Source organism: Sporolactobacillus kofuensis, assembly GCF_024125425.1.
In the GTDB taxonomy this organism is placed as follows: Bacteria; Bacillota; Bacilli; order Bacillales; family Sporolactobacillaceae; genus Sporolactobacillus; species Sporolactobacillus kofuensis.
In genome coordinates, this window is sequence record NZ_JAMXWN010000008.1 from 122,991 (window position 1) to 146,570 (window position 23,580).

Consider the following 23,580-nt stretch of genomic DNA (forward strand, 5'->3'; position numbering starts at 1 on the left):
AAATCATTCCTCCTTATCTTCCCTTATTTATTTTTGAGCTGCTGAAGTTCTTCACGCAGAAGATTATTTTGTTCTTTCAACTCGTTAAGCTCATTCGAAGCTCTTTGGTGATTCGAGTGATCCTTTTGCGAATGGCCCCCCTTCATCATCATTAACATCATTGGGAGCATCATGAGCGGACAAGCAAGTAGCGCAAGCCAACTTAAATCCATAGTCTTTTCCTCCTCTCAGCCTTTACTAAGGATTGTAGACAAGAATTGTGTTGATTTTGTGTAGAATACATGTAGAAAGCGAGTATTTAAAAAAGAAAAAAGGTTTTCGTAATTACCCATTATTTCTGTAATAAAACCATAAATACAAGCCGCTAAAGACAAGTACAGGGCATGCCGCCCACATGCACACTCTGAAAAAAGTCCTTCCAAAAGCAAGAAAACTCTCATGACCAAAAGAATTAGCAGAGAAAAACAGGCAAGTCAGTCCGATAATCATGAGAAATAGGGAAAAGCACCAATCAATTTTTTTCATGACTCATCCCTTCCCTTCTCTGCTTTTTTTGTGAAAAAGTGAGTATAAAAGTAGTCCCGACACCAATTTGGCTGTCAACTCGAACCGTTCCGCCTTGCATTTCAACGTATTTTTTGACGATGGACAAACCTAAGCCCGTCCCGCCAAATTCACGAGCTCTAGACTTTTCCACTCGATAAAATCGCTCAAAAATGTAGGGTAATTCATTTTTTTCGATACCGACACCTGTGTCGGAAATGGAGAGAATGGTTGATTCCTTTTGTCTTGTCAGACGAACATGAACACCTCCGCTCTCTGTATAGCGGATGGCATTTTCCAATAGGTTTAACAGGACTTGCTCCATCCGTTTACGATCTCCACGAATGAACGGAATACGGTCATATAGCTCCATCTGCAAACTCAGCCGTTTATTTTCTGCCTTAAGTTTCACTTTCTGAACCGCAGTTGTCACAACTTGTTTCAGGTCCAGCCACTCCATTGATAATTTGAGCTGCCCTTCCTCCATCTTTGAGAGATCGAACAAATCATTTATTAAGTGTTCAAGACGAACGGATTCCTCATAAATGATTGAGAGGTACTGTTCTTTTTCTTTTTCAGATTGAATCATCCCTTCATCCAGAACCTTAGAATAGCCCTGAAGATAAGTAACCGGCGTTCGAAGTTCATGTGAAATATTGGAAAAAAAAGCTCGTCGCGTATCCCGATATCTTTGCAGGCTTGTGGCAAGATCGTTAATCGAATGCCCAAGCAAACCGATTTCATCTCGACTTCCAATCTGAAGTCGAGCATCCCAATTGCCTTTTGCCATTTTCTCAGTCATTTGCTGCATTTGAAGCAACGGGCGGGACAGAAGTTTACTCATAATCAGGATCATGCCTAAAGCAAGTAGAAATGCACCTAGTCCAGACAGGATCAGCAGGTTCCGAAGCCGTTGCAAGGAATCATCTACCTTGTTCATTGAAGCAACGATATAAATCGCCGGTTTTGTCGCGTTGCCCACCTTTATCGGCTTACCAACGACATAAAAGCGATTTCCTTTTGGATCACTTGTTTGAAATTCTGTAGGGTGACCGGCGAGCAGACGTCGGGTATCATGCACTCTGAGCAATGACAGATTCTCCGGGTGTTCTCCCGAAAGTGTCACGATCTTTCCGTCAGCATTCACCCATAAGAACTTCACGTCTGAAAACTCGGCAAATGTTCGGATCATCAATCGGGATGAAGTATCACCGGATTCAACCATCGTAGTAAAATGCGCAGCGATTTCCTGCGCGTCCTCTCTCATTTGCATCTCATAAAAGTTTGTGAATAACCGATCAACAGCAAGACCCAAGGACACAAGTATGATAATGATCAGCACCAAAATCGCAGCACCCAGTTTTAGGCCGATTCGATTAATGGTCATGATTTTACCTCAGGATTGAATTTATAGCCAATCCCCCATGCTGTCTGAATTGGGGAATAATGCAACCCACCCTTTTTCAGCTTTTCTCTGATGTTTTTCACATGTATGTCAACCACTCGTGCGTCGCCTTCAAAGTCAAAGCCCCATATCTTTTCAATCAGTTGTTCTCTTGAAAGAACACGCCCACTGTTGATTGCGAGCATGTCAAATAGATCGAACTCCTTTTGGGTAAGTTCAAGCGGGCGATCCTGAATCATGACCTGCCTCCCATCTCTATCAATCGACAAGGATGGAAAGTTCAGAACATCATTTTCCATTTGATTTGAGGAGGCTGTTGATGCGCGGCGGATCAATGCATGCACACGGGCAATCAATTCATCGGGATCAAAGGGTTTGGTTAAATAATCATCTGCACCAAGTTCCAGTCCCTGGACTTTCTCTTTGGTTTCACCTAAAGCCGTTAGCATTAGGATGGGGACAGAATGTGTCTTCCGAATAGACTGACAAACCTGCCAACCATCCATGTTCGGCATCATTACATCAAGAATAATCAAATCGAAAGACTGATTTTGAATTTTTAGCAGCGCTTCATGACCTTCAGCCGCCTCAACAGTATCGAATCCTTCCTTTGATAAATAAATGCGCAATAAATTACGCAATTTCCAGTCATCATCAACCATTAAGACTTTTAATTTTTTCAACATGATCACCTTCTCTCATCATACAGGAAAAAGTAAGAGTCAAGGCGAAAAGCCTTGGGATTTTTTGTTCCATAGTAAAGTACTCCCCGTCCATTATTTTTCAGGTCAATGTTTATTTTTTACTAAAGATTATAAGTAAGAATTATGTGGAATTTGTGTTGAAAACATGTCGAATCCAATTTATTTTTAAAGAAAAGTGAGAGCTGAATTACCCATAATTTCTGTGATGAAACCAGCAATCAGACTGTCAATGAAGGGAAAGTCGTCAATCCTATAATAGAGGGATAGTTATTTTAATGATAAACTATATACATTGGTAATATGAAAGGAATGAGTCTACTGTTTAATGATGTTTTTCTAAAAGCTTGCCGCAGAGAAGCTGTCCCTTACACACCGGTATGGTACATGAGACAAGCCGGACGCTATCAAGCTGAATATAGAGCGATTCGCGAACGTTATTCTTTTTTTGAAATCAGTCACCATCCGGAAATCTGTGCCGAAGTCACTCGGCTTCCCGTCGAAAAGTTAGGTGTCGATGCGGCCATTCTCTTTGCCGATATCATGACCCCGCTAAAAGCAAGAGGAATAAAGGTTGAAATTGTTGAAGGTGTCGGCCCTGTACTCAGTCATCCGATCCGATCTGGAGCCGACTTTGCGCAATGGAAGCAACTCGATCCGGCACACGATTTGCCTTTTGTTCTAGATACAGTCGAATTGCTGCATCAACAGCTGAATGTCCCGTTAATCGGTTTTGCCGGTGCCCCGTTTACCTTAGCAAGTTATTTGATTGAAGGCGGTCCCTCCAAGAACTATCATCAGACAAAAGCATTTATGTACGCACATTCTGAAGAATGGACAGCATTAATGGAAGATTTGGCAGAGATGACGCTGAACTATTTAAAGGCACAAATCCGTGCCGGTGCACAAGCTGTCCAAATCTTTGATTCCTGGGTAGGCGCACTTAGCGAAGAAGATTACCAAGTCTATATTGCTCCGACTATGTTGAAAATTTTTACCGAACTGAAAAAAACCAAAGCGGTCACGCTCTATTTTGCGGCAGGAGCTGGGCATCTGTTAAAAGAATGGAATAAACTTCCGGTCGATGTCCTATCTTTCGATTGGCGAACTTCCGTTAATGATTTGAACAGGCTGGAAATTACGAAAGCTGTTCAAGGGAATCTTGATCCTGCATTACTCCTTGCACCCCAAGATGAACTGGAAACACGTGCCAAGGCTCTCTTAGATCATATCGGTGGCCGACCAGGCTATATATTCAACCTCGGCCATGGTGTGTTTCCTGAGGTCAAAGAAGAAACGTTGCTGGCACTGACCAATTTTGTTCATGGGTATTCAAAAGAAAAGTAAGGATGCATTGAATCATGAACATCAACCTGTGGATCACAACCTATGCGGTCCTTTTATCCTCTAAAAAAACAGGATACCTCCATATTAAAAATGAACCCGAGCATCGTTCTGCTCGAGTTCATTTTATATATATTCGTTAAAAGTTTTCTATATGAGATGGCGTGTGCCTGAAGCACTTTAAAACGGCCATCAAGATTCTGCAATTTTGCGGAATGCATTTTCGGCAGCATGGATCGTTTTTTCAATGTCTTCCATTGAGTGCTTCGTCGAGAGGAAAAGACCCTCAAATTGCGAAGGTGGGAGCGATATTCCTTGCTCAATCATCGCAGCAAAGTACTTCTTGAAATGATCCAAGTTGGACGACTTCGATCGTTTGTAATTAATCACTTTCTGATCTGTGAAGAAGAAGCCCATCATGGCGCCTGCTTGATTCACTGCGAGCGGAATACCATAACGTTCTGCTGCTTCTTTGTAGCCCTCAGCTAGTCGATCAGCTTTTACACGGAATGCGACATAATCTTTTGGTGTCAGTTGCGAAAGAGTCATGTAACCGGCAGCCATTGCTAAAGGATTTCCTGATAGTGTACCGGCTTGATAAACAGGTCCTTCCGGTGCAACCTGACTCATAATTTCGTTTTTCCCACCGTACGCACCAACCGGAAGACCGCCACCGATCACTTTTCCAAGTGTAGTCAGGTCCGGAGTAACATTATAATACCCTTGAGCACAATGATAACCAACACGGAATCCGGTCATCACTTCATCAAAAATCAGCAGTGCACCGTATTCTTTAGTGATCTTTCTGAGCGACTCAAGGAAGCCTGGAATTGGAGGAACAACGCCCATGTTCCCCGCCACAGGTTCAACGATGACACAAGCAATGTCATGTCCAACCTGTTTGAAAACTTCTGCAACACTGTCCGCATCATTATAGGGAACCGTCAAGGTATCCTTTGCCAGCTCAGCAGGGACGCCCGGACTATCCGGTAAGCCAAGGGTGGCAACCCCGGAGCCCGCCTTAATCAGAAGTGAATCGGCACTTCCGTGATAGCTCCCTTCAAATTTCAAGATCTTGTCTCGGCCAGTATAACCGCGTGCAAGTCGAATGGCACTCATCGTGGCTTCTGTTCCGGAGTTGACCATCCGAATCTTTTCAATGGATGGCACACGCTCAATAACCAATTGAGCTAACTTAGTCTCAAGTACATGCGGTGACCCAAAACTTGTCCCTTTTTCTGCTGTTTTTTTGATGAATTCTACAACCTTCTCATCGGCATGACCGAGAATCAGCGGTCCCCAACTCAGTACATAGTCAATGTACTCATTTCCATCGAGGTCGTAGACTTTCGAACCTTTGCCGTGATCCATATAAATAGGATCTAGGTCAACCGAAGGAAATGAACGAACCGGACTGTTGACACCACCCGGCATTAAAGGTTTTGCTTCCTTATATGCAGCAATCGATTTGCTGAAATCCCTCATTCGCCTTTCTCTTCTTCCTTGAGCCAAACAACAGCATCTTTGGCATGATAAGTAATGATCAGATCCGCACCCGCGCGCTTCATCGCAATTAATGTTTCCAAAACAACTGCCTTTTCATCAATCCATCCGTTCATGGCAGCTGCTTTGACCATTGCATACTCCCCACTGACATTGTAAGCAACAAGCGGCAAGTTCACTTGATTGCGAACGTCGCGCATCACATCAAGATAAGGAAGCCCTGGTTTCACGATAATAAAATCGGCACCTTCATGAAGATCGGATTCTGCTTCTCGAAGTGCCTCAAGCCTATTCGCAGGATCCATCTGATAACCTTTTCTATTTCCGAACTTCGGTGCACTTTCAGCTGCATCACGGAACGGTCCGAAATACGCAGATGCAAATTTTACTGCATAGGACATGATCGGAATTTGCGTGAATCCTGCTTCGTCAAGAGCCTGACGAATCGCCGCAACGAACCCGTCCATCATGTTTGAAGGAGCAATGATATCTGCACCCGCTTCAGCTTGTGACACCGCAGTTTTCGCAATATAGGCCAGACTTTCATCATTATCCACATCACCATCGTGAATGATTCCGCAATGCCCATGATCTGTATATTCACACATACACGTATCCGCAATCACCACAAGATCCGGATAATTCTTCTTAGCCAAACGAATCGCCTTTTGGACAATACCATTCTCATCATAAGCGCCCGAACCGACGGCATCTTTTTCTTTCGGAATACCGAAAATGATCACCGAAGGAATGCCCAATGACACAACTTCCTTCAACTCTTCATCGAGACGGTCCAATGAATATTGATACACGTTTGGCATGGACTTGATTTCAGATTTGATATTGCTCCCCTCTTCAGTCACGAAAATAGGATAAATGAAATCTGATGGTCGCAGAAAAGTTTCGCGTACCATCTTCCTAATAGCCGGTGTGCCCCTTAGTCGGCGGTGACGATCAAATTTAAGATTGCTGTTCATTACAAGGACTTCCTTCTTCTTTAGAATAATAGTTTGCCAGTGCGTCAATCATATCAACGGCTGTAAAGCGTTTCGGTAAAACATCTGGTGTGTATCCGAGCGCTTCGAGTGCCTGAGCAGTAGTGGATCCAATGACTGCAATTGTACAACTTTTCAATGCACTGCGCCAACTGCTCTCTGGTAAAAGTTCTGTAAAAGAGTGTACTGCTGATGGACTTGCAAACGTGATTGCAGAAAGATACCCTGAACCCACAACTTCTTCTAGCCGAGCTTTACTTGAGAAGCTTACCGTAGTCTGATAAAGGACACAACTGGTGACCTTGATACCTAAGGATTTTAGTTTCTCAAGCCATCCTTTGTCTGATCGTGACCCGAGTGGCACTACAATCCGATCTGCCTTAACCACCCCAGTTTCAAAGGCATTTAATAACCCTTGCACAGAATAGGGATCAGGGATATAATCTGCTCGCATTCCATAGTACTTAAGCCGCTCAGCGGTCTTTTTTCCAACCACTGCGCGCTTCACTCCGTCTAGTTGATCTGGGCGATCGGATAACCTCATAAAAAAATCAAGACTATTTTGGCTCGTAAAAATCACCCAGTCTGCCTGCTGAACAGCCTCAAGCCATGTGCGCAGTGCATCTGTAGAAAGCTTCGTTTTGTGATAGTCGATGAGCGGAATGGAAACAGCCTCGCCACCGTAAGCACGAATGCGAGCACATACGGAGGCAGATTGATGCTGTGCACGAGTCACGAGCACCCGCTTCGCGCTCAGCGGTGTAAAGCTCCCCTCATCAAGCATCCGAATCACTTTCCAGTCCAAGTTCTGATAGTATTTCTCCTGCACCCTGATCCAATAACTCTTCTGCCGCCGTAATGCCAATTAACTCAGGCTTCTCACCGCTGCAATGCGTTTTCAGCACTTTTGTCCCATCAGGCGAGGCAATCAGCCCGCTCAGCGAGAGCTTGCCATCGTTCTGTCGTTCACAATATGCAGCAATTGGAACTTGGCAGCTCCCATTAAGCCGCTTTAGAAATGAACGCTCTGCACGTACCGTGACTGCAGTTTCTTCGTGATTTATGGTATTCAGTAACGCTTTTAATTCAGCGTCTTCCGATCGACACTCAATCGCGAGCGCCCCCTGTCCAACAGCCGGAAGCATTGTATGAAACGGCAGATCTTCGCCTTTTTCTGTGACCCCGAGACGATTCATCCCTGCCGCAGCAAGAATGATCGCATCAAAGTCGCCAGAATTTAGTCGAGCCATCCGTGTATCCACATTTCCTCTTAACGGGCGAATAGTAAGATCTGGCCGAGCTTGCAGAATTTGAGCAGCACGACGAAGGCTGCTTGTTCCAACCACAGCTCCCGGCTCAAGTTCCTCTAGTTTTTTGTGTCCGCGGGAAAGCAATACATCATGCGGATTTTCACGTAAAGGAATGGAGGAAATCTCAAGTCCATCAGGCAATTCAGCAGGCATATCTTTCATACTGTGCACCGCAAAATCGATGGTGCCGTCGAGCAAAGCGCGCTCAATTTCTTTCACGAATAAACCTTTCCCGCCTATTTTTGAAAGCGTCACATCCAAAATCCGGTCGCCTTTCGTAACAATATGCTGGATTGCGAAGGTAAATTGGTCAGATTTGCTTGACAGACTCTCAATGACTAAACCACTCTGAACCAAAGCTAGCTTGCTCTTCCTTGATCCAACCCGAATCGTTCTCATTACATAGCCCCATTTCTCTTTCTTAACGGTCGTTTCAATCGTTGATCAGACTAGTATCTAGCCGATATTGATCGGTTTTTGATGAGCGCTTTGATCATCTTTTTCCTTGGTAAATGCTTTTAATTCCAGTGTCATCACTTGATTAGGTGAATGATCAACGTCCTCCGCGATATTAAAAATTTCCGCAAAATGATCGATCGCATGCTTTCCGTGCTCGCAGACGGCTAATTCTTTAATATTGTTAATCGGATCGCGCAGCAACTGATTAATCATGCTCTTCGCCTGTTTGCTGATGACTTTACGCTCTTTCTCGGTCATTTCGGGCAGTTTATTTTCAATACGCTTCATCGTCTCAGAATGAATCGAAAGTGCTTTTCTCCGCAATGCAGAAATCACTGGAACGACGCCAAGTGTATGCAGCCATTCTGAATATTTTTCTTGTTGTTCATTGATCAGCATTTCAATTTGAGAAGCTGCTTTTTTGCGTGCCTCCAGATTGCTGTCAACGATTTTCTCCAAGTCATCAATATCGAATAGATACACGTGATCTAATTGAGCGATTGCAGGATCAATATTTCTGGGAACTCCGATATCAACGAGAATCAGAGGTCTGTTCCCACGCATTTCAATGAGCGGTAAAAGTATGGACTCATCGATGATAAAGTCTGATGCTGAAGTTGACGTGAAAACAATATCGCTCTGTTCAATACATGTCTCCATCGCATCTAGAGCTGCGGATTTTCCATGAAATTGATCAGCTAAAAGATCTGCTTTGCTCTTTGTTCGATTCATGACCGTAAGATGACTCATTCCGCTACTTGCTAAATGATTGAGTGCTAATCTGCTCATATCGCCAGCACCAATCATCAGCACCGATTTATCTTCTAGTGCACCAAATTTGTCCTGTAGGAGCTTAACTGCAGCATAGCTGACAGAAACCGGGTGATCATTAATTTGTGTTTCATCCTGTGCATGTTTGGCTAGAGATAAAGCCTGTTTGAAGAGTTCGTTGAAAAAAGTCCCCGTCGTTCCGGTTTGTTGCGCAGTCAGAAAACTCGTCCGCACCTGTCCGAGAATCTGCGTCTCGCCAAGAACCATCGAATCCAGTCCGCAGGTCACCCGAAACAAATGACGGATGGCTTCTTGGTCTTCTTTCATCACGAGATAAGGCATAAGTGCTTCCGATGTCATGTGAAACCAATCAGCAAAAAATTTCTTACTGAAATAGCGACCTGTATGCAACTGATCACAAATCACATAAAGTTCTGTCCGGTTACATGTAGACAGAATCACATCTTCAAAGATACTCTTTGTTTCTCTTAATTCAGTAAGTGCTTGCTCTAACATTTCGGGTTGAAACGTCAGTTGTTCTCTGATATCTACCGGAGTGTTTCGATGATTGACTCCAATTGTCAGAATGTGCATGAAACGACTTCCTCCGATTTCTTTTTACTGTATGATTAATCTATTTTTAATGGTACAAACCATTGGTGTTAAGTCCAACTACATCCTTCAACGTATCAAATCAGTGATCTAAAATCAATGTTTAAGTACTACCAAAGTGACATTTGTCACGTTGTTGTCACAAAATGTTCAAATCTTCCCGTATAGCTTTATTCAACAAAATTGAGAATGATATGCTCTGCATCCAAACACTAGGATTACAAGTGAATTTGATTAATAATGAAAATAAATAGAATCATAATGAGAAGAGGACAACGTGATGAAAAAAATGATCGTTCTCGGAGGAAGCGGCTTTATTGGTCGCCATGTGTGCCAAGAATTGATAAACCAAGGGAAACAGGTCGTTAGCATATCTAGCCATGGACGCCCGGCACATTTATTCGAAGCATGGACAACACATGAACAGATGACATGGATTGCTGCCGATATTTTTAATGAAGAGGAATGGCTCAAGTATTGTGACGATTGTTCCGTGATGATTGATTTGATTGGCATTTTATGGGAATCAAAGGAAAGATCCTACCAGCATTTTATTGTCGATCCGGCAAAGATCATGGCACAATTTTTACTGCAACATCCTGAAGCATCCGGTATCTTCGTATCCGCTGCCCTAGCGCCGCCACTTTTTGGGCGCAACTACTTGAAGGCGAAAAGGCAAGCAGAGGCTATTCTCAAAACAGTGCCACAACCGGTACAAATCTTTCGGCCAAGTCTCGTCTATGGCAAGCAGCGTCCGATTTCACAACTCTTAGCGTTTCCAATAAAAACCGTCTCCATGTTCCCTTCAATGTCATTTATTCAACCAATCCGAGTGGAAACTTTGGCAAAGCAAATCGTCATGAGCATCCCCGAATGATTCATGCCTTCTTCTCCAGAGCTGGATTGCACGATTCCAGGACCTTTTTATTGAACGCTAAGTGTAGATACAGTATAGTAAATGATGCTCTTTTATCTGATTCAGTTGATTCAAGTCCCACATATATTGAACATGTTTCATAAAAAATGCATGCACGAAGCAAGGAGTATTTAAATGGAAACAAAGCAATCTGTTAATTTTTTCACGGTCATCAATGAACGGCACTCAGTGAAAGTGTATGATTCATCATTCAAAATTCCGCATGAAGAAATGGTACAAATCCTTGAAGAAGCAACAAAAGCACCTTCTTCTGTTAATTTGCAACCTTGGCGATTTGTCGTCGTCGAAGACCACAAAGAACGACTAGAGAAATTGGTTCGTTTTAATACATCACAACTTGAGACCTCTTCAGCGATGATTCTCATCTTAGGCGATTTGAATCATATCGATTACGCAGATGAAATTTTCTCCGCAGCTGTAGAGAAAAAATTAATGCCTCAAGACGTGAAGGACTACTATATGAACGTACTTCCCGAATCCTTTGCAAAGTTGACGAAACAGCAAATCAGAGAACATACATTAATTGACGGTGGATTAGTCGCCATGCAATTGATGCTCGTTGCTAAGGCGCACGGCTACGATACAAACCCAATTGGCGGATTCGAACGTAAAGAAGTGATGCAGGCACTAGGTGTAGATGCTGAACGCTATGTGCCTGTTATGTTTGTTGCTATTGGCAAAGCGGCAAAGCCCGCACATCAAAGTGTTCGTCTGCCTATTGAACGCGTGGTTTCATGGAATGAAGCGAATCAGGTTGTCGGTACGCCAAACAATTAACCTTCATTGCTTGCTCAACAACCCAAGTTTCCTAAGAGAAATTGTCTCTAGTCCACCGTTTACTCTCTTTAAACACTCGATTGCGCTCAAATCTGCTCCGATTATTACAACATTTTTTAGAAAAAGGCTTGAAGAAAGTGAACGTATATCGTAAACTATTAGTCAATCGAATAGTAAATGAATGATTTATATTCTTATCTAGAGAAGTTGAGGGACTGGCCCGATGACGCTTCAGCAACCGTCGCAACAGCGACAAGGTGCTAATCCCAGCAGACACAGCAATGTGTGTGAGGGATAAGAAGAGACTTGAGCGCACAGCCCTCTTCTTCCCGAAGAGGGCTTTTTCTTTTTCTCAATCCCTTCTGCATCCATACTTCAGCGCTGACTTCTGGTTTTCAATCTAGTTACCATAGAAATAAATCAGCTGGAATCACAGCAGCTTGCTCGTCGTACAGCAAAACTAAAAGATTTCAACTTATTCGATGGAACATTTTTCATGAGCAATTTTGTAAGTAAACGAACAAATGTTGAAGCGATTATCTAATATTAGGAGGAGAGTAAAATGACCGTACGCACAAGTAAAAAAGCACCATTCAGATTTGATCAAGTCGGCAGTCTGCTTCGACCAGCTGCATTGAAGACTGCACGTGAACAATTTCTTTCAGGAGAAATTGACCAAACTGCACTGACCCAAGTGGAAGACGAAGAAATCAAGAAAATTGTCAAGAAACAAATTGATCTTGGTCTTAAAGCAGTGACTGATGGTGAATTTCGTCGCAGCTGGTGGCATCTCGACTTTTTAGCCGGACTCAATGGTGTCGAAACGTATGCTCAGAATGCCAGTTACAAATTTAAAGGGGCAAAAACCCGCGATACCAATGTCCGATTTAATGATAAGGTTTCTTACAATCCAAATCATCCATTCTTCGCTGCGTTTACATTTCTGCAGAACATTGTTCCTGATGGGATCCTCGCAAAGCAAACCATCCCCAGTCCAACACTCTATTTTCGAGACAATCGCGATGATAATGCTGTTCATTATTATCAATCCCGAAAGGACTTCTTAGATGATCTGGCAACAGCCTATCGTAAAACAATTCGACATTTTTATGATTTAGGATGTCGTTATTTGCAGCTTGACGACACAACCTGGGCTTTCCTGATTAATCAAATCATCAATGCAAAAAGTCCTGAAGAAAAAGAAAAATACGAGCAAATCGCAAAAGATAGCGTCACCGTAATAAATGGCGCACTGGATAACCTTCCTGATGATCTAACCATTACGACCCATATCTGTCGCGGTAATTTCAAATCCACTTTTCTTTTCTCAGGTAGCTATGGCCCTGTGGCAAGCTACCTCTCCCAGCTTCATATCGACGGCTATTTTCTTGAGTATGACAACGACCGTTCCGGTGATTTCTCGCCTCTTGGTGATCTTTTCACTCAAGGATCAGATAAGAAAGTGGTCCTTGGTCTTGTCACCTCAAAATTTCCAGAACTTGAATCTGAAGAACTGCTGCATGCACGGATTCAAGAAGCGACGAACTATGTCCCACTGAAGAACCTTTGTCTCTCCACACAATGCGGCTTCGCCTCAACCGAAGAAGGCAATAAATTAACTGAGGAGCAGCAATGGGCAAAATTAAAATTAGTCATTGATACAGCAAAGGAAGTTTGGACAGGTAAGGAAGATTAACCCACATCAATCTTTTTTACACCGATCGACTCCCCTACTACAAACAACTCTTTGACATACTCCGAAATTCATTAACTCAGTTTCTATAAGTCTTCTCTCATTAAAATCAAAAAGGCCTCTAACCTAAGTTTCTTAGGGTTAGAGGCCTTTTTTCAAATAACATATACTTAAGGATAAATTTTTGGTATCAGTTTAGATCCTTTCATTAAAAGACTTACTTAATCTTACATAGCTTGTGCTGTCGGACGAATAACAATATCATTTAATGCCGTATCCACTGGCATTTCAAGAACATCCTGAACAACTTGAGCAATACGTTCCGCTGGAACACCAAATTTTTTATAGAATTCCGTCATGCCGGCTTTCACATCGCCACTTGTTACCGTATTTAGCAGCTCCGAGTTGATAGCGCCTGGATAAAGAGCAGTAACACGCACATTTTTACCCGCTTGTGCTTCTTCTTCTCGAAGCCCTTCGTTAATCGCGCGCACCGCCCACTTTGTTGCGGAGTAAACTACACCTGCCTGATGTGAAAACAGACCGGCAACCGATGACAAGTTGATGAAGTGACCAGTATTATTTTTGTGGAAAACCGGTTGTGCAGCGGCTATGCCATAGAGCGTTCCCTTTACATTGACATCAATCATACGATCCCATTCGTCAATTTTTTGTTCTTCCAAAAGCGATTGCGGCATCAATCCGGCATTATTAATCCATACATCAATGGTGCCATATGCATCCAATGCTTTTTGAGCCAATGCCCTCACTTGATCTACATCGGTAACATCCGTCACCGCATATTCGGCTTGTCCGCCGACTGCTTCGATTTCTTCCTTAATTCGCTTTAAATTCGCTTCACGACGTGCACCCAGCACAATTTTATCGCCAAGCTTGGCTTGATTTTTTGCAATGGCTTCTCCAATACCTGAAGAAGCACCCGTGATGACAATGACTTTTCCTGAATCTTTCATTTTACAATCTCCTTCCAATTTATGGCATGCGCCACAAGCATCTGCCTTAGCACATAATCACCAATTATTTCTTTCCAAGACCAGTTAGAAACTCTACTGTCTCAGGATCATAATGTGAGAAAAATGCGCTCTTTCCAGTATCTAATCTAGATATTTTTTTCATTTCTTCTGCTGACAATTCGAAATCAAATACATCGAAATTTTCTTCCATTCTGTTTTTGTGCGTGGATTTAGGAATAACGACGACGCCTCTCTGAATCAGAAACCGCAATGCAACCTGTGCAATAGATTTATTGTGATGCTCGCCAATCTCTTTTAGTGTTGGATTGGTAAACAAATCGTTTCTTCCTTCCGCAAAAGGTCCCCAGGACTCAATCTGCGTATTGTATTTCTTCATATAGTTCTGAGCCTGCACCTGCTGATTAAAAACGTGCGTTTCCACCTGGTTTACGGCCGGCACCACTTCGCTGAACTGAACAAGGTCAATATACCTGTCTGGATAGAAGTTGCTGACACCAATGGCTCTTATTTTTCCTGCTTTATAAAACTCTTCCATAGCACGGTATGTTCCATAATAATCATTAAATGGCTGATGAATTAATAAAAGATCCAGATAGTCCAACTGTAGTTTTCTTAATGATTCTTCAATGGAAGCCTTCGCTTTTTCATAGCCGGCATTGGAGATCCATACTTTTGTGGTAATGAATAATTCATCTCTTGGTACACCACTTTTTTTAATCGCGCGTCCTACAGCTTCTTCATTTCCATAGGCCTGCGCCGTATCAATCGAACGGTAACCCACGTTGATTGCATCAAGAACACAACTTTCGCATTCCTCCTGATCTGCAATCTGATAGACGCCATAGCCTAAAATCGGCATTTTTACATCGTTATTCAAAGTGACAAAGTCCATTATTTGTCCTCCTCATACTCTCATTTACCCGCAATTACAGTACCGTCACAGCTCACCACAAATCTCCCAGTGTACATTATCTCAAGCAAATATAACGGACATTTCCTTCTTCTACCAAGTTTGCCATAGCGCCACCGTTTCTTCAGCCGGTACATGGTTGTATTTTCTTTAGTTTAATTTTCCATAAACATCATCGGTTACAGCTTCCAGCCATTCATTGGAAGCTCCTTCCGCCGGAACTTCCACGGCAAGATGCGAAAACCAGCGATCACGTGCAGCACCATGCCAATGTTTTATTTCAGGTGGAATATTGACCACATCTCCAGGATGCAGTTCCATGGCTTCTTTTCCCCATTCCTGATAGTAGCCCCGGCCGCCGGTTACGAGCAAAATCTGTCCACCTTTATGATGAATATGCCAATTATTTCGGCACCCCGGTTCAAAAGTCACGTTGCCGATCGTAACTCCGGTTGTTGTCAGCATATTCAAATATGCTTGACCGATAAAATTACTGCTGAACTGTTCTGGGAGTTTGTCCCCAATTGGAAAAATAGCACCCTTGCTTAAGTCCTTTGATTCACTCATGTTTCTTACCCCCATCTTTTTTTATTTATTAATTTGCGTTTATGAGACTTTATTTTGTTTTCTCAACTTGATTTGCCGCTTCGTTGACACAGCGTAACGCGTTCAAACTTCTAGGATAGCCAATATAAGGCAGACATTGAGATATGATTTTTATCAAGAATGCTTTGTCATTGCCCATACGCATGTTGCCCACGGCATGACTGGTCAGCTGAGGCTCACAACCACCTTGTGCTGATAAGAAACAGAAGGTAATCATCTCGCGTGTCTTATAATCAAGCCCGCTCCGTGTGTAATAATCCCCAAAGCAATTGTCTGCCAGCCAATGGTTAATATGTCGTGATTCAACTGGTCCGGACTTATAGAACTCTGCCATTTGAGTACCGAAGATATCAACTTGTGCCTGAATTCCCTTTTTCAAACGGTTTTCTGTCGTCGTTGTCGCCTGTCCTTCCAGCGGCAACTTAATTCCTTGATCCGACAGCACTTCATTGGTTGCCTGAAGAAAATCAAACACTCTGCCGATGCCGAGGTAGGCCACCGCCTGGTATACAACCTCTTTGATTTCAATCGGAGTGACTCCGAAGTTCATAGCTGCTTTCACCATCGCCTTGTATTCATTCACACACTGTGCGCCAATAAGTGTTGCCAGAATTGCTAACATTCGTGTCCGGTCATCAAGGTCGTCACTGTTCACAACTTCATCAAAAGCAAAGTTGTCAAAGCGTTCAATAAACTCAGGATCTGTTTCCAAAAGTTTTGATTTATATCCTGGAAACATGCGTTCATGGTATTTATTAGAATAATCTGTTATTTCCATACTATTACCTCTTTTTCTCATCATTTTCTTTCCTTTATTAGCCTAGTCCTTGGAGTGAACTCTAGGTTAATAGAAACTTACAGAAACAAAGAGAAAAATGACTACGGTTAATCCTATATTAATGTTAACCTTCTGCTCATTTTCTCTTATTCAAATGGTTTCAACTCTTTCTCAGCAACCACCATATGGCTTCGATAATTGTCTATTTTATAGTTCAAGCGATCTAATGCACTCTGCATAGTGTCAATTCGATCTTGAAGTTCATTTCGCTGTTCTCGTAAGAGATCAACTCTTGACTGAATGGTACCGTCACCCATACGAAAAAGCTGCAAGTACTCAATTAGCGCTTCGATAGGCATACCTGCGTCACGCATACAACGACTAAAAGTTATCCAGCGCAAGTCTTCATCATCAAAGTCACGTACACCATTTTCAGTTCGCTTAACCGGAGGAATCAAACCAATACGCTCATAGTAACGAATCGTATCCGCTGATACATTTGTTTCTTTACTGGCCACTTTAATATTCATATCTTTTTCAATCCTTTCTCTTAATGTGTTTACCCATTTTGCATTAGACTCATTGACACCCAGATTTAATCAAGGTAATTATTTACGATCATTCATGAGGAACATGACAAACATTAGAAATCAAGAGAACCACTTTTAAGTTACCTTAAACCTTTAAGTGAACTCCAAGTCAAGGATTTATTCCCATTTATTTTTTTCCTTTGGAAGTATTAAAACTAATGTGACGATTAAAGCAAGAAACAACATAATACTTCCAACTTTCAAGGCAATCTCCACTTGGGCTGTTCGTGTAATCACTACATCTGATGAGTTCTCCATTTTTGCAGCAATGGCTACTAAAATTGCGAGTCCTAAGGATCCGCCAAGTTGATGTGCTACATTCACGACACCGGAAGCGGCACCGGAATCCCGTGCTTCAGTACCAGAAATCCCGGCACTTGTTAATGGACTTAGCGAAGCACCTTGGCCAATTCCTATTAATATCATTGGTAAAGCAATGGAGATCCAATAATTACTCGTCATTGAGACTTGGCTTAGCCAGAACATTCCCAGCAGTGTAATTGCTAAGCCTGCCACGAGTAAAATTGAATTATTATAACGTTTTGTCAAACGTGGTACATAAAGTAAAAGCTACTGGAATACCACCATTAGCAGCCACAAAAATGTTTTTGAAATTCCTCTCTCTGAATCCATCGCGATATTATAACTTATCACAGTTAACTTTCAGATTTTTCAACAAATCATTCAATTTGGTACTTTCCCTCTGCAAATGATGCCTACGCTCCATACTCCAAGTAGTATACTTCTTGGAGTAAACTTCAAGGCAAGAGGCGTTTTCAATAAGAAATGATTTTCTAATATTCAAGCACGCAACCCTACATTCCAAGGTTTGCGTGCTATTTACCAGATAGCCTAAAATTAAGCAGTTAGATATTTTTCGATTCTTCTTCCAATATTTAGTAATTACATAAATCTGTTCACATGCCAGAAGAATAACCAAAAATAAGTTTTAAATCATATGCAAATTAAAAAGCTTCAAAAACCGTGTGACGTGAACGATTTTTGAAGTCTCAAAATAAGTTATTAAATTCTCCAAATGGGGACGGTGAGGTTGAACCCACATCCAGAAGCATCGTGATTTAAGTTTCTACGAGCGTAGTCGGCATATTAGTAACTTAGCGTTTTTAACGAAGAAGGCAATAAATTAACAGAATCGCGGCAATGAGTAAAAATAGAATGAGTAATCGAAACAGCAAAGGAAGTCTGGGCAGATAAGGAAAAGTATTGCTCTTGATTCAAGGATCAAGTAAAAAATCATCAAGTAAGTAGAAGAGGGTATCTCATAGTCACAAAATCGACTTTCGAGTTACCCTCTTCTTGTCATACGAAACATAGAATTGTTAATAAATTCTCTTTTTATATTGCCCCATCCTAACGAAAATCACACCTCCATCAATGCTCAAGCGCTATTGAAATTTCCACTTCAAAAGGATGATCCCGTTCAACATAGATCAATTCTTTCTTTTCGTTGTACTCATTCTTTTTCGCTGTCCAAGGCTCGATGCACACATAATCATGACCAGGTTCAGACCAAAGCATTACATAGCGGAATGCCTTACTTTTCTCAATGACCAATTTCGTGTCCTTATCAAACGGAGCAACAATTTTGTCCGAATCATCCGCATAAACAACGGCTTCCGGTAGATTCGTCAAGTCAATTTCTCCGTTGAATGATTTGACCTTCTGATCATTGTAGTCAATATATGAGCTCGTCTTTGTATTGAGCAATAAATGTTTGTTCTTAATATTAAAATATGGATGGAAACCTGGATAAATTGGCATTTTGCTCTCTGATTGATTTCGATAGCTTTGCCGAATTGTCAGTTTTTCTCCGGAGAGAACATAGGTGAAAACTACTTCAAATTCAAATGGAAATTGTTCTAATGTACTCTTATCACTTGCAAATTGAAGCGTAACTTCAGCATATGACTGCTCTGATTTCTGGTCAATGACTTGCCATGGACGCTGACGAGCAAGTCCATGATTTTCCATGATATAAGTTTTATTGCCTAACAAATAGCTCTTATCAGGCAATTGTCCGGCCATAGGAAAAAGAACAGGAATGCCCCCGCGAACATTTTTGGAAGGATCGAAAAGCGTATCCTTTTTCAAATAAAGCACATCTTTGCCAATGATATTAAAGGTACTGACGATTCCGCCTCGTTCCGGACAAATGATGACATATGCCTCTATTCCAGACAATCGGATAAAGGTCAAGCCATTCTCTTCATACGAAGATACTCCATAATCCACCATATCCAAGCTCCTTTGCTTCTGTCATCTGTTTAGAGAACTTAATCGTGGTAAAAGCCCTCGTCCCACTTCTTGATAAGTTTTAAGATGTTCTTTCAACGCAAAGCCATTTGCATCTGCCCTTATAATTGCTTTCATGCTTAAGAGCTCCTTCAAGATGTCCACGATCTGTTGAGATTGGAAAGTAATCTCAGTAAATATGAATATATATCTATTTGTTTTCTAACGTTTATTTTTGTTTCTTGTATATTTTGACATGTTTTCTTTAACTTGAACACTCATACATTCATCGTTCACAATTTTATGATTTAACATGAACAAAGAGCAGTTCAGATCCTTATTACATCCAAATTTCTGCTCTTATTAATACATTTTTTTCATCTAATAATCTTAACCCTATCTTTGTAATAAGAAACATATTTGGATTCGATCGATGAATCAGTAATGATCGCTGTTAATTTGCGGACATCATACAAATTATGAAATGCTTCAACACCAAACTTTGTACTGTCTGCCAAAATATATGTTTCGTTTGCATTATCCAAAACAATTTTTTGGGCGATGCCTTCGTCTTCATTAGCAGTGGTAACATTAAGCCCAGAAATTCCGTTTGTTCCTATAAATGCCTTGGTAACATTAAATTCTTTCAATAATTTATTTGTAAAATAACCAACAAAGGTCTCCGTTCGTGCACGATAGCGTCCGCCAACCAGTATTATCTCAAATTGGGGGGTATCATTTTTAAACTGTTCAAATACTGAAACGGAATTAGTCACAATATCCAGATGCTTGAAATGTTCCTTATCTAGATAATCATGAATGAAGCCGGCTGTTGTTCCCGGCCCAATAAACACAACATCCTTATTTTCAATAAGTGCTACCGAACGCTGTGCAATAGCCTTTTTTTTCTCAATATTAATTTCTTGCTTCTGTATGTGAGACAGTTCATGATAACCTTTTGCCCCTCTTTTTTTTGCTCCGCCATGTATCCGATCAACCAAACCTTTTTCCTCAAGATCGTCCAAATCACGACGAATGGTCATCTCGGTAACATCTAATTTTTTTGCTAAATCCGAAACACTTGCTAATTCGTTTATTTCAATATCTCTAAGAATTGTTTGATATCTTTCTTCCTTTAACATCGAGATTCACTTCGTTCCTTTTTAGGCTTTTTCAGAATATTTATATCTAACGGTCATTTATTTTTACACTTTAGACTCATTATAATATAAAATAACCCATGATTTCCTCTGCTGCTGAAAGTCTGCATCCATATGGTATCGTTCCGGATCCCTGCCTGATTCCATCCATTTGATCGCGCATTCCAGATCATGAATCATCCCGCCGATAATTGGTTTGTCTCCATCCGGATCCGCGGCTTCATAAGCAGCTTTCATTTCTCGCAGAGATCGCTTGTATTCATAAATCAATTTACGTATGCTCATTCCGCCGCATCTCCCTTTATTTCGGTTTCAGTGCGCCGCCTTTGACACGACGATACGTAGGATCGTTAACGCCCATCAGCTCCTCAACCTGCCATGGCTTCATTTGCTTCGGCTTTTTCTGTTGTTTGGGCTTGTTCGTTTTCACGCTGGTCCCCCCGTTATAGAAAACAAAAAAGGACACCAACCGGCGGGCTTTGCGTCGATCAGTGTCCTCAGGCTTTCCTATCTTGGACTAAAAAACTTAATTTTCCCTATTTAATTTAAGATAACAATAATCACAGTCCTTTTTTACCCGCGCTATACCCCTTTTTTACATAGGTTTTGTCCCTTGGATCATCCGCATATTGGGAAAAATCTCCTCTTTTCGCAGCTGCTAAAAATTGAACTAGGTCTCCCGCTCTCAATAACTCATTCTCACTAAACAAGACTGTGCCAACATATCCATAATGATAGTTTCCAATATCTTGAGCTTGATATATTTCTTTCGATGGAACATAAACAGTATAATTAGTATTATAATTCGCGCCATCTTTCTTTTTGAGCTGATACTTCAAATCCCACGCGCCACCTTCTCTTTCTTTGCCAGCAAAATAACCCGCTGCTACAAAATAGGGATTAATACCAGGATTGAACTTTGCTGCTGATTTCTCCGCATCGTATAGATTCTTAAGTTCTTTTTTATGTGCACGTGAGTTTCCCAATAAATCATAGGTTTTCGGCCCAGCTACCGCCAACACATGAATGCCTTGAGTAACTAGTAACTTTAACAGTTGGATCATCAAATACAGTACCATTAACTATTTCTTCAGCTGACTTAGTCTCAATTTGAAAATTAGCTCCAATGTATAAAAATCCTTTTTTAATGCCATCATTTACATTCGATAGATGTTCATTTAATTGAGTCAATAAATTATCTGGAACTTTCAAATCCTTTTCGAAAGATAAATTTATTGATATAGTGCCATCATCATTTTTAGTAATTGCATGATTTTCTACTGCTAAATCATATAATTGCTCTACAGTTTTTGGTGCTTGGTTAGTAACAATCTTCTCTTTGGCAAGTCCGACATTGAAAGATAGTACATTTAATATTAGTAAAAAAGCCACAAAACTCATGAATACTTTGCTAATTCTTTTCAAACTAATAACCCCCAACATTTTCCATAATTTTATAGTATATTACTAGATATATACTCAGTCTTTATCATGTCTATAGTCATAAATTTGATTGTGTTTTCGGACATCAAATTTATGACTTCCAATCAACACCTTATCTTTTGCAGTCCATTTAACTTGTGGCGTTTTCTTCATAGCGTAATAAATTGCCCGTTCCTTCTTTTGTGAATTATCTCTCAAAATTCCTAAAACGGTATCGTCTGCCAATCCATTTGATTCATAATATAGAGTAACTGTATAGGCTTTTGTTGGTGATGGATACTGAGTATGAAAATCAGTGCGAGGCAAGAAATTCAAGTTGTATTGCCAATTGTAGGTAAAAACAATCAGTAGAATAAAAGATATTCCTGTTGTAATTAGGAAAGGTAAGCTATTTTTTTTATATGGCTTTGACCCGATACGTTTTATGAACCTAGTGATCATCATAAATATATTCACAATAAATAGAACCAATAACGCAAAAGCAAATATTAAGCATAAGTTATACTTTATTTCAGTCATGTTTTCGCCTCCTTTTTTATTGACTAAAGATAATGCAAATCAACATCTTTTTCATTATGCTAGATTCTCTCCTTAAAGCGTTACCTAATCTTGGGTAAATTGTAGTACATTATTAAACGCATGAAACCGCAAATTGAATGCGTGACTCCGCAATTATGATGCGTGGAAACGCACGGCATTATAGTACAGTAACACCGTATTAAAAACTAATCAGCCAATGAATCAGTCTAGAATAGTTCACCCTCATCATATTTAATTTTAGCAACTTTTCCCTTTGCTGTCTCTATAATGGTAAATCCATGTTCAACTGCTTCAGTCACCTTCGCCTTGTTCTGCACGCCGTCCAGGACAACCACCAGCACCTTACCAGGCTCAATTTCTTGTGTCACTGATTTTCCGTCCATGTTAAGATCAATTTCTTTTGCTCGCATACTTTTCACCCCTGTCCGGAATTCTGTAATGGTCCTTCATAAATTCAATTCGTTCCTCAACCCTATTTAGCAGATGTGTTTCCTTCAACACGTCATTTTCTGATGCGTTTGGTCTCCCAATGTAATACATCAGCGCATGCTTGATGATCTGCAGTTCTGTGTATTTGGTCATTACTTCACTTCCTCAAGTGCGGTAAAATGCTGGTCAGCTAATGATTTATATCGTTTGTTAAATTTTTCTTTTTGTTCAAATGTCAATGCTGATTGCGATAGGAGGTCATAAAACAACTCTCCCGTTTTCGTGTTCATACGCATAAGGATTTTCGTTTCTTTTTCATAACCGTCAATCAATTCCATAACCAATTTGTCACGTTCTTTTCTTGCTTTATTAACCCTTTTTGTCACGAAATAGTCCGCAATGGTTAGAATCGCGGTAAGCGTCACTAACGCCAGTAGAAAGATTGATTGTCCTGTACTCATTTCATCGCCGCCTTATCAAATTCTTCTCATCATCTTGTTCGATCTCTTCATTTCTCACCAATGTAATTGCTCGAACCACAACGATCATTTCAAAAACAATAATCGGTACACCGATCACAAGTGCGATTGCGTTAATCATTATGGCTCACCTTTAGACGCTGCTTGTCCATCCGAGCAATCACTTCGTTCAACGTATTCAGTCCATTTTCAACACGATCCAACAAACGACTTGCGTTGTCATGGATTTGCTTAAATTCCTGATATTCTTCACTCATTTTCTCGCCCTCTTCCGTCGCACAAGCATGGTCCCGCCAATGCAACAAATGATGGCCAAAATGCCCCACAGAATCACAACCGTTCCAAAC

30 protein-coding genes and 1 riboswitch are annotated in these 23,580 nt (G+C 41.1%); of the genes, 4 read left to right on the plus strand and 26 right to left on the minus strand.

Annotated features, from left to right (window positions below; genetic code table 11):
- Positions 1–23: 23 nt before the first annotated feature.
- The 3 genes from NIE32_RS08290 to NIE32_RS08300 form a co-directional block, all read right to left on the minus strand.
- A complete protein-coding gene (locus NIE32_RS08290; protein WP_253054727.1) occupies positions 24–212 on the minus strand; it encodes a hypothetical protein in 189 nt (62 codons plus the stop codon).
- A 299-nt stretch (positions 213–511) separates the two neighbouring features.
- Complete coding sequence (locus tag NIE32_RS08295; RefSeq protein WP_253054729.1) at positions 512–1,930, minus strand: sensor histidine kinase; 1,419 nt, start codon at positions 1,928–1,930, stop codon at positions 512–514.
- Positions 1,927–2,634, minus strand: a complete 708-nt coding sequence (locus NIE32_RS08300) for a response regulator transcription factor (RefSeq protein ID WP_253054731.1) — start codon at positions 2,632–2,634, stop codon at positions 1,927–1,929. The genes NIE32_RS08295 and NIE32_RS08300 overlap by 4 nt, the downstream gene beginning before the upstream one ends.
- Before the next feature lie 327 nt (positions 2,635–2,961).
- On the opposite strand from NIE32_RS08300, the gene hemE reads away from it, so the two are divergent.
- Entirely contained in the window at positions 2,962–3,996 is a 1,035-nt protein-coding gene (hemE, locus tag NIE32_RS08305) for a uroporphyrinogen decarboxylase (RefSeq protein WP_253054733.1), read from the plus strand.
- A gap of 189 nt (positions 3,997–4,185) precedes the next feature.
- Here hemE and hemL read toward each other — a convergent pair whose 3' ends face one another.
- From hemL to hemA, 5 genes are read right to left on the minus strand one after another with little or no spacing between them, the layout of a single operon-like run.
- The gene (hemL, locus tag NIE32_RS08310) at positions 4,186–5,478 is read right to left on the minus strand and encodes a glutamate-1-semialdehyde 2,1-aminomutase (RefSeq protein ID WP_253054735.1); all 1,293 of its coding nucleotides are present in this window, start codon (positions 5,476–5,478) and stop codon (positions 4,186–4,188) included.
- A complete protein-coding gene (gene hemB, locus NIE32_RS08315) occupies positions 5,475–6,473 on the minus strand; it encodes a porphobilinogen synthase (protein WP_253054737.1) in 999 nt (332 codons plus the stop codon). Before hemB ends, hemL begins: the two co-directional genes overlap by 4 nt.
- Positions 6,457–7,296 carry a uroporphyrinogen-III synthase gene (locus NIE32_RS08320; RefSeq protein WP_253054739.1) on the minus strand — a complete coding sequence of 280 codons (840 nt, stop codon included), beginning with the start codon at positions 7,294–7,296 and terminating at the stop codon, positions 6,457–6,459. The genes hemB and NIE32_RS08320 overlap by 17 nt, the downstream gene beginning before the upstream one ends.
- Positions 7,268–8,200, minus strand: coding sequence for a hydroxymethylbilane synthase (gene hemC, locus NIE32_RS08325; RefSeq protein WP_253054741.1), 933 nt, complete (start codon positions 8,198–8,200; stop codon positions 7,268–7,270). The genes NIE32_RS08320 and hemC overlap by 29 nt, the downstream gene beginning before the upstream one ends.
- Positions 8,201–8,257: 57 nt before the next feature.
- Positions 8,258–9,625 carry a glutamyl-tRNA reductase gene (gene hemA, locus NIE32_RS08330; RefSeq protein ID WP_253054743.1) on the minus strand — a complete coding sequence of 456 codons (1,368 nt, stop codon included), beginning with the start codon at positions 9,623–9,625 and terminating at the stop codon, positions 8,258–8,260.
- A 298-nt stretch (positions 9,626–9,923) separates the two neighbouring features.
- Between hemA and NIE32_RS08335 the strand changes: the two genes are divergently transcribed.
- The 3 genes from NIE32_RS08335 to NIE32_RS08345 all read left to right on the plus strand — a co-directional run bounded on the left by NIE32_RS08335 (position 9,924) and on the right by NIE32_RS08345 (position 13,053).
- On the plus strand, positions 9,924–10,520 hold the full coding sequence (locus NIE32_RS08335) for an NAD-dependent epimerase/dehydratase family protein (protein ID WP_253054744.1): 597 nt from the start codon (positions 9,924–9,926) through the stop codon (positions 10,518–10,520).
- Between the two features lie 174 nt (positions 10,521–10,694).
- Complete coding sequence (locus NIE32_RS08340; RefSeq protein WP_253054745.1) at positions 10,695–11,357, plus strand: nitroreductase family protein; 663 nt, start codon at positions 10,695–10,697, stop codon at positions 11,355–11,357.
- A gap of 191 nt (positions 11,358–11,548) precedes the next feature.
- Positions 11,549–11,658: riboswitch (SAM riboswitch) on the plus strand.
- A gap of 261 nt (positions 11,659–11,919) precedes the next feature.
- Positions 11,920–13,053 (plus strand): vitamin B12 independent methionine synthase, encoded by a 1,134-nt coding sequence (locus NIE32_RS08345; protein WP_253054746.1) that lies wholly within the window; start codon positions 11,920–11,922, stop codon positions 13,051–13,053.
- A 224-nt stretch (positions 13,054–13,277) separates the two neighbouring features.
- On the opposite strand, the gene NIE32_RS08350 is transcribed toward NIE32_RS08345, so the two are convergent.
- The 18 genes from NIE32_RS08350 to NIE32_RS08430 all read right to left on the minus strand — a co-directional run bounded on the left by NIE32_RS08350 (position 13,278) and on the right by NIE32_RS08430 (position 23,490).
- On the minus strand, positions 13,278–14,024 hold the full coding sequence (locus tag NIE32_RS08350) for an SDR family oxidoreductase (RefSeq protein ID WP_253054748.1): 747 nt from the start codon (positions 14,022–14,024) through the stop codon (positions 13,278–13,280).
- 64 nt (positions 14,025–14,088) lie between these two features.
- On the minus strand, positions 14,089–14,937 hold the full coding sequence (locus NIE32_RS08355; RefSeq protein WP_253054750.1) for an aldo/keto reductase: 849 nt from the start codon (positions 14,935–14,937) through the stop codon (positions 14,089–14,091).
- A gap of 168 nt (positions 14,938–15,105) precedes the next feature.
- On the minus strand, positions 15,106–15,522 hold the full coding sequence (locus NIE32_RS08360) for a cupin domain-containing protein (protein ID WP_253054752.1): 417 nt from the start codon (positions 15,520–15,522) through the stop codon (positions 15,106–15,108).
- Between the two features lie 49 nt (positions 15,523–15,571).
- Positions 15,572–16,339 (minus strand): carboxymuconolactone decarboxylase family protein, encoded by a 768-nt coding sequence (locus NIE32_RS08365; RefSeq protein WP_253054754.1) that lies wholly within the window; start codon positions 16,337–16,339, stop codon positions 15,572–15,574.
- 146 nt (positions 16,340–16,485) lie between these two features.
- A complete protein-coding gene (locus NIE32_RS08370; protein ID WP_253054756.1) occupies positions 16,486–16,869 on the minus strand; it encodes a MerR family transcriptional regulator in 384 nt (127 codons plus the stop codon).
- Between the two features lie 177 nt (positions 16,870–17,046).
- Positions 17,047–17,478, minus strand: coding sequence for an MFS transporter (locus NIE32_RS08375; protein ID WP_253054758.1), 432 nt, complete (start codon positions 17,476–17,478; stop codon positions 17,047–17,049).
- An 843-nt stretch (positions 17,479–18,321) separates the two neighbouring features.
- Complete coding sequence (locus NIE32_RS08380; RefSeq protein WP_253054760.1) at positions 18,322–19,185, minus strand: aldose epimerase family protein; 864 nt, start codon at positions 19,183–19,185, stop codon at positions 18,322–18,324.
- 374 nt (positions 19,186–19,559) lie between these two features.
- Positions 19,560–20,324, minus strand: a complete 765-nt coding sequence (locus NIE32_RS08385) for a DeoR/GlpR family DNA-binding transcription regulator (RefSeq protein ID WP_253054762.1) — start codon at positions 20,322–20,324, stop codon at positions 19,560–19,562.
- Positions 20,325–20,387: 63 nt separating this feature from the next.
- Complete coding sequence (locus NIE32_RS08390) at positions 20,388–20,627, minus strand: hypothetical protein (protein WP_253054764.1); 240 nt, start codon at positions 20,625–20,627, stop codon at positions 20,388–20,390.
- Between the two features lie 16 nt (positions 20,628–20,643).
- Positions 20,644–20,772: a hypothetical protein gene (locus NIE32_RS14260; RefSeq protein WP_290443527.1), complete on the minus strand. Its 129-nt coding sequence runs from the start codon at positions 20,770–20,772 to the stop codon at positions 20,644–20,646.
- 130 nt (positions 20,773–20,902) lie between these two features.
- Complete coding sequence (locus NIE32_RS08395; RefSeq protein WP_253054766.1) at positions 20,903–21,364, minus strand: polymorphic toxin type 44 domain-containing protein; 462 nt, start codon at positions 21,362–21,364, stop codon at positions 20,903–20,905.
- Entirely contained in the window at positions 21,333–21,767 is a 435-nt protein-coding gene (locus tag NIE32_RS08400) for a hypothetical protein (protein WP_253054768.1), read from the minus strand. The genes NIE32_RS08395 and NIE32_RS08400 overlap by 32 nt, the downstream gene beginning before the upstream one ends.
- Positions 21,768–21,821: 54 nt before the next feature.
- Positions 21,822–22,304: a DUF5412 family protein gene (locus NIE32_RS08405; protein ID WP_253054769.1), complete on the minus strand. Its 483-nt coding sequence runs from the start codon at positions 22,302–22,304 to the stop codon at positions 21,822–21,824.
- A 227-nt stretch (positions 22,305–22,531) separates the two neighbouring features.
- A complete protein-coding gene (locus tag NIE32_RS08410) occupies positions 22,532–22,735 on the minus strand; it encodes an XtrA/YqaO family protein (protein ID WP_253054771.1) in 204 nt (67 codons plus the stop codon).
- The gene (locus tag NIE32_RS08415; protein ID WP_253054772.1) at positions 22,716–22,907 is read right to left on the minus strand and encodes a hypothetical protein; all 192 of its coding nucleotides are present in this window, start codon (positions 22,905–22,907) and stop codon (positions 22,716–22,718) included. The genes NIE32_RS08410 and NIE32_RS08415 overlap by 20 nt, the downstream gene beginning before the upstream one ends.
- Positions 22,907–23,215, minus strand: a complete 309-nt coding sequence (locus NIE32_RS08420) for a hypothetical protein (RefSeq protein ID WP_253054773.1) — start codon at positions 23,213–23,215, stop codon at positions 22,907–22,909. The genes NIE32_RS08415 and NIE32_RS08420 overlap by 1 nt, the downstream gene beginning before the upstream one ends.
- 1 nt (position 23,216) lies before the next feature.
- Complete coding sequence (locus NIE32_RS08425; RefSeq protein WP_253054774.1) at positions 23,217–23,354, minus strand: hypothetical protein; 138 nt, start codon at positions 23,352–23,354, stop codon at positions 23,217–23,219.
- A complete protein-coding gene (locus NIE32_RS08430) occupies positions 23,347–23,490 on the minus strand; it encodes a hypothetical protein (RefSeq protein ID WP_253054776.1) in 144 nt (47 codons plus the stop codon). Before NIE32_RS08430 ends, NIE32_RS08425 begins: the two co-directional genes overlap by 8 nt.
- Between the last annotated feature and the right edge of the window lie 90 nt (positions 23,491–23,580).

Bases quoted from the DNA above. Each gene is read 5' to 3' on its own strand.
- NIE32_RS08380 (WP_253054760.1), bottom strand. From the start codon at position 19,185: ATGGTGGATTATGGAGTATCTTCGTATGAAGAGAATGGCTTGACCTTT.
- hemE (WP_253054733.1), top strand. From the start codon at position 2,962: ATGAGTCTACTGTTTAATGATGTTTTTCTAAAAGCTTGCCGCAGAGAA.
- NIE32_RS08300 (WP_253054731.1), bottom strand. From the start codon at position 2,634: ATGTTGAAAAAATTAAAAGTCTTAATGGTTGATGATGACTGGAAATTG.
- NIE32_RS08425 (WP_253054774.1), bottom strand. From the start codon at position 23,354: ATGATTAACGCAATCGCACTTGTGATCGGTGTACCGATTATTGTTTTT.
- NIE32_RS08385 (WP_253054762.1), bottom strand. From the start codon at position 20,324: ATGTTAAAGGAAGAAAGATATCAAACAATTCTTAGAGATATTGAAATA.
- NIE32_RS08430 (WP_253054776.1), bottom strand. From the start codon at position 23,490: ATGAGTGAAGAATATCAGGAATTTAAGCAAATCCATGACAACGCAAGT.
- NIE32_RS08350 (WP_253054748.1), bottom strand. From the start codon at position 14,024: ATGAAAGATTCAGGAAAAGTCATTGTCATCACGGGTGCTTCTTCAGGT.
- hemL (WP_253054735.1), bottom strand. From the start codon at position 5,478: ATGAGGGATTTCAGCAAATCGATTGCTGCATATAAGGAAGCAAAACCT.
- NIE32_RS08405 (WP_253054769.1), bottom strand. From the start codon at position 22,304: ATGACTGAAATAAAGTATAACTTATGCTTAATATTTGCTTTTGCGTTA.
- NIE32_RS08365 (WP_253054754.1), bottom strand. From the start codon at position 16,339: ATGGAAATAACAGATTATTCTAATAAATACCATGAACGCATGTTTCCA.
- hemC (WP_253054741.1), bottom strand. From the start codon at position 8,200: ATGAGAACGATTCGGGTTGGATCAAGGAAGAGCAAGCTAGCTTTGGTT.
- NIE32_RS08360 (WP_253054752.1), bottom strand. From the start codon at position 15,522: ATGAGTGAATCAAAGGACTTAAGCAAGGGTGCTATTTTTCCAATTGGG.
- NIE32_RS08290 (WP_253054727.1), bottom strand. From the start codon at position 212: ATGGATTTAAGTTGGCTTGCGCTACTTGCTTGTCCGCTCATGATGCTC.
- NIE32_RS08410 (WP_253054771.1), bottom strand. From the start codon at position 22,735: ATGCGAGCAAAAGAAATTGATCTTAACATGGACGGAAAATCAGTGACA.
- NIE32_RS08355 (WP_253054750.1), bottom strand. From the start codon at position 14,937: ATGGACTTTGTCACTTTGAATAACGATGTAAAAATGCCGATTTTAGGC.
- NIE32_RS08420 (WP_253054773.1), bottom strand. From the start codon at position 23,215: ATGAGTACAGGACAATCAATCTTTCTACTGGCGTTAGTGACGCTTACC.
- NIE32_RS08370 (WP_253054756.1), bottom strand. From the start codon at position 16,869: ATGAATATTAAAGTGGCCAGTAAAGAAACAAATGTATCAGCGGATACG.
- NIE32_RS08345 (WP_253054746.1), top strand. From the start codon at position 11,920: ATGACCGTACGCACAAGTAAAAAAGCACCATTCAGATTTGATCAAGTC.
- NIE32_RS08415 (WP_253054772.1), bottom strand. From the start codon at position 22,907: ATGACCAAATACACAGAACTGCAGATCATCAAGCATGCGCTGATGTAT.
- NIE32_RS08295 (WP_253054729.1), bottom strand. From the start codon at position 1,930: ATGACCATTAATCGAATCGGCCTAAAACTGGGTGCTGCGATTTTGGTG.
- hemA (WP_253054743.1), bottom strand. From the start codon at position 9,625: ATGCACATTCTGACAATTGGAGTCAATCATCGAAACACTCCGGTAGAT.
- NIE32_RS08340 (WP_253054745.1), top strand. From the start codon at position 10,695: ATGGAAACAAAGCAATCTGTTAATTTTTTCACGGTCATCAATGAACGG.
- NIE32_RS08390 (WP_253054764.1), bottom strand. From the start codon at position 20,627: ATGAGCATACGTAAATTGATTTATGAATACAAGCGATCTCTGCGAGAA.
- NIE32_RS08335 (WP_253054744.1), top strand. From the start codon at position 9,924: ATGAAAAAAATGATCGTTCTCGGAGGAAGCGGCTTTATTGGTCGCCAT.
- hemB (WP_253054737.1), bottom strand. From the start codon at position 6,473: ATGAACAGCAATCTTAAATTTGATCGTCACCGCCGACTAAGGGGCACA.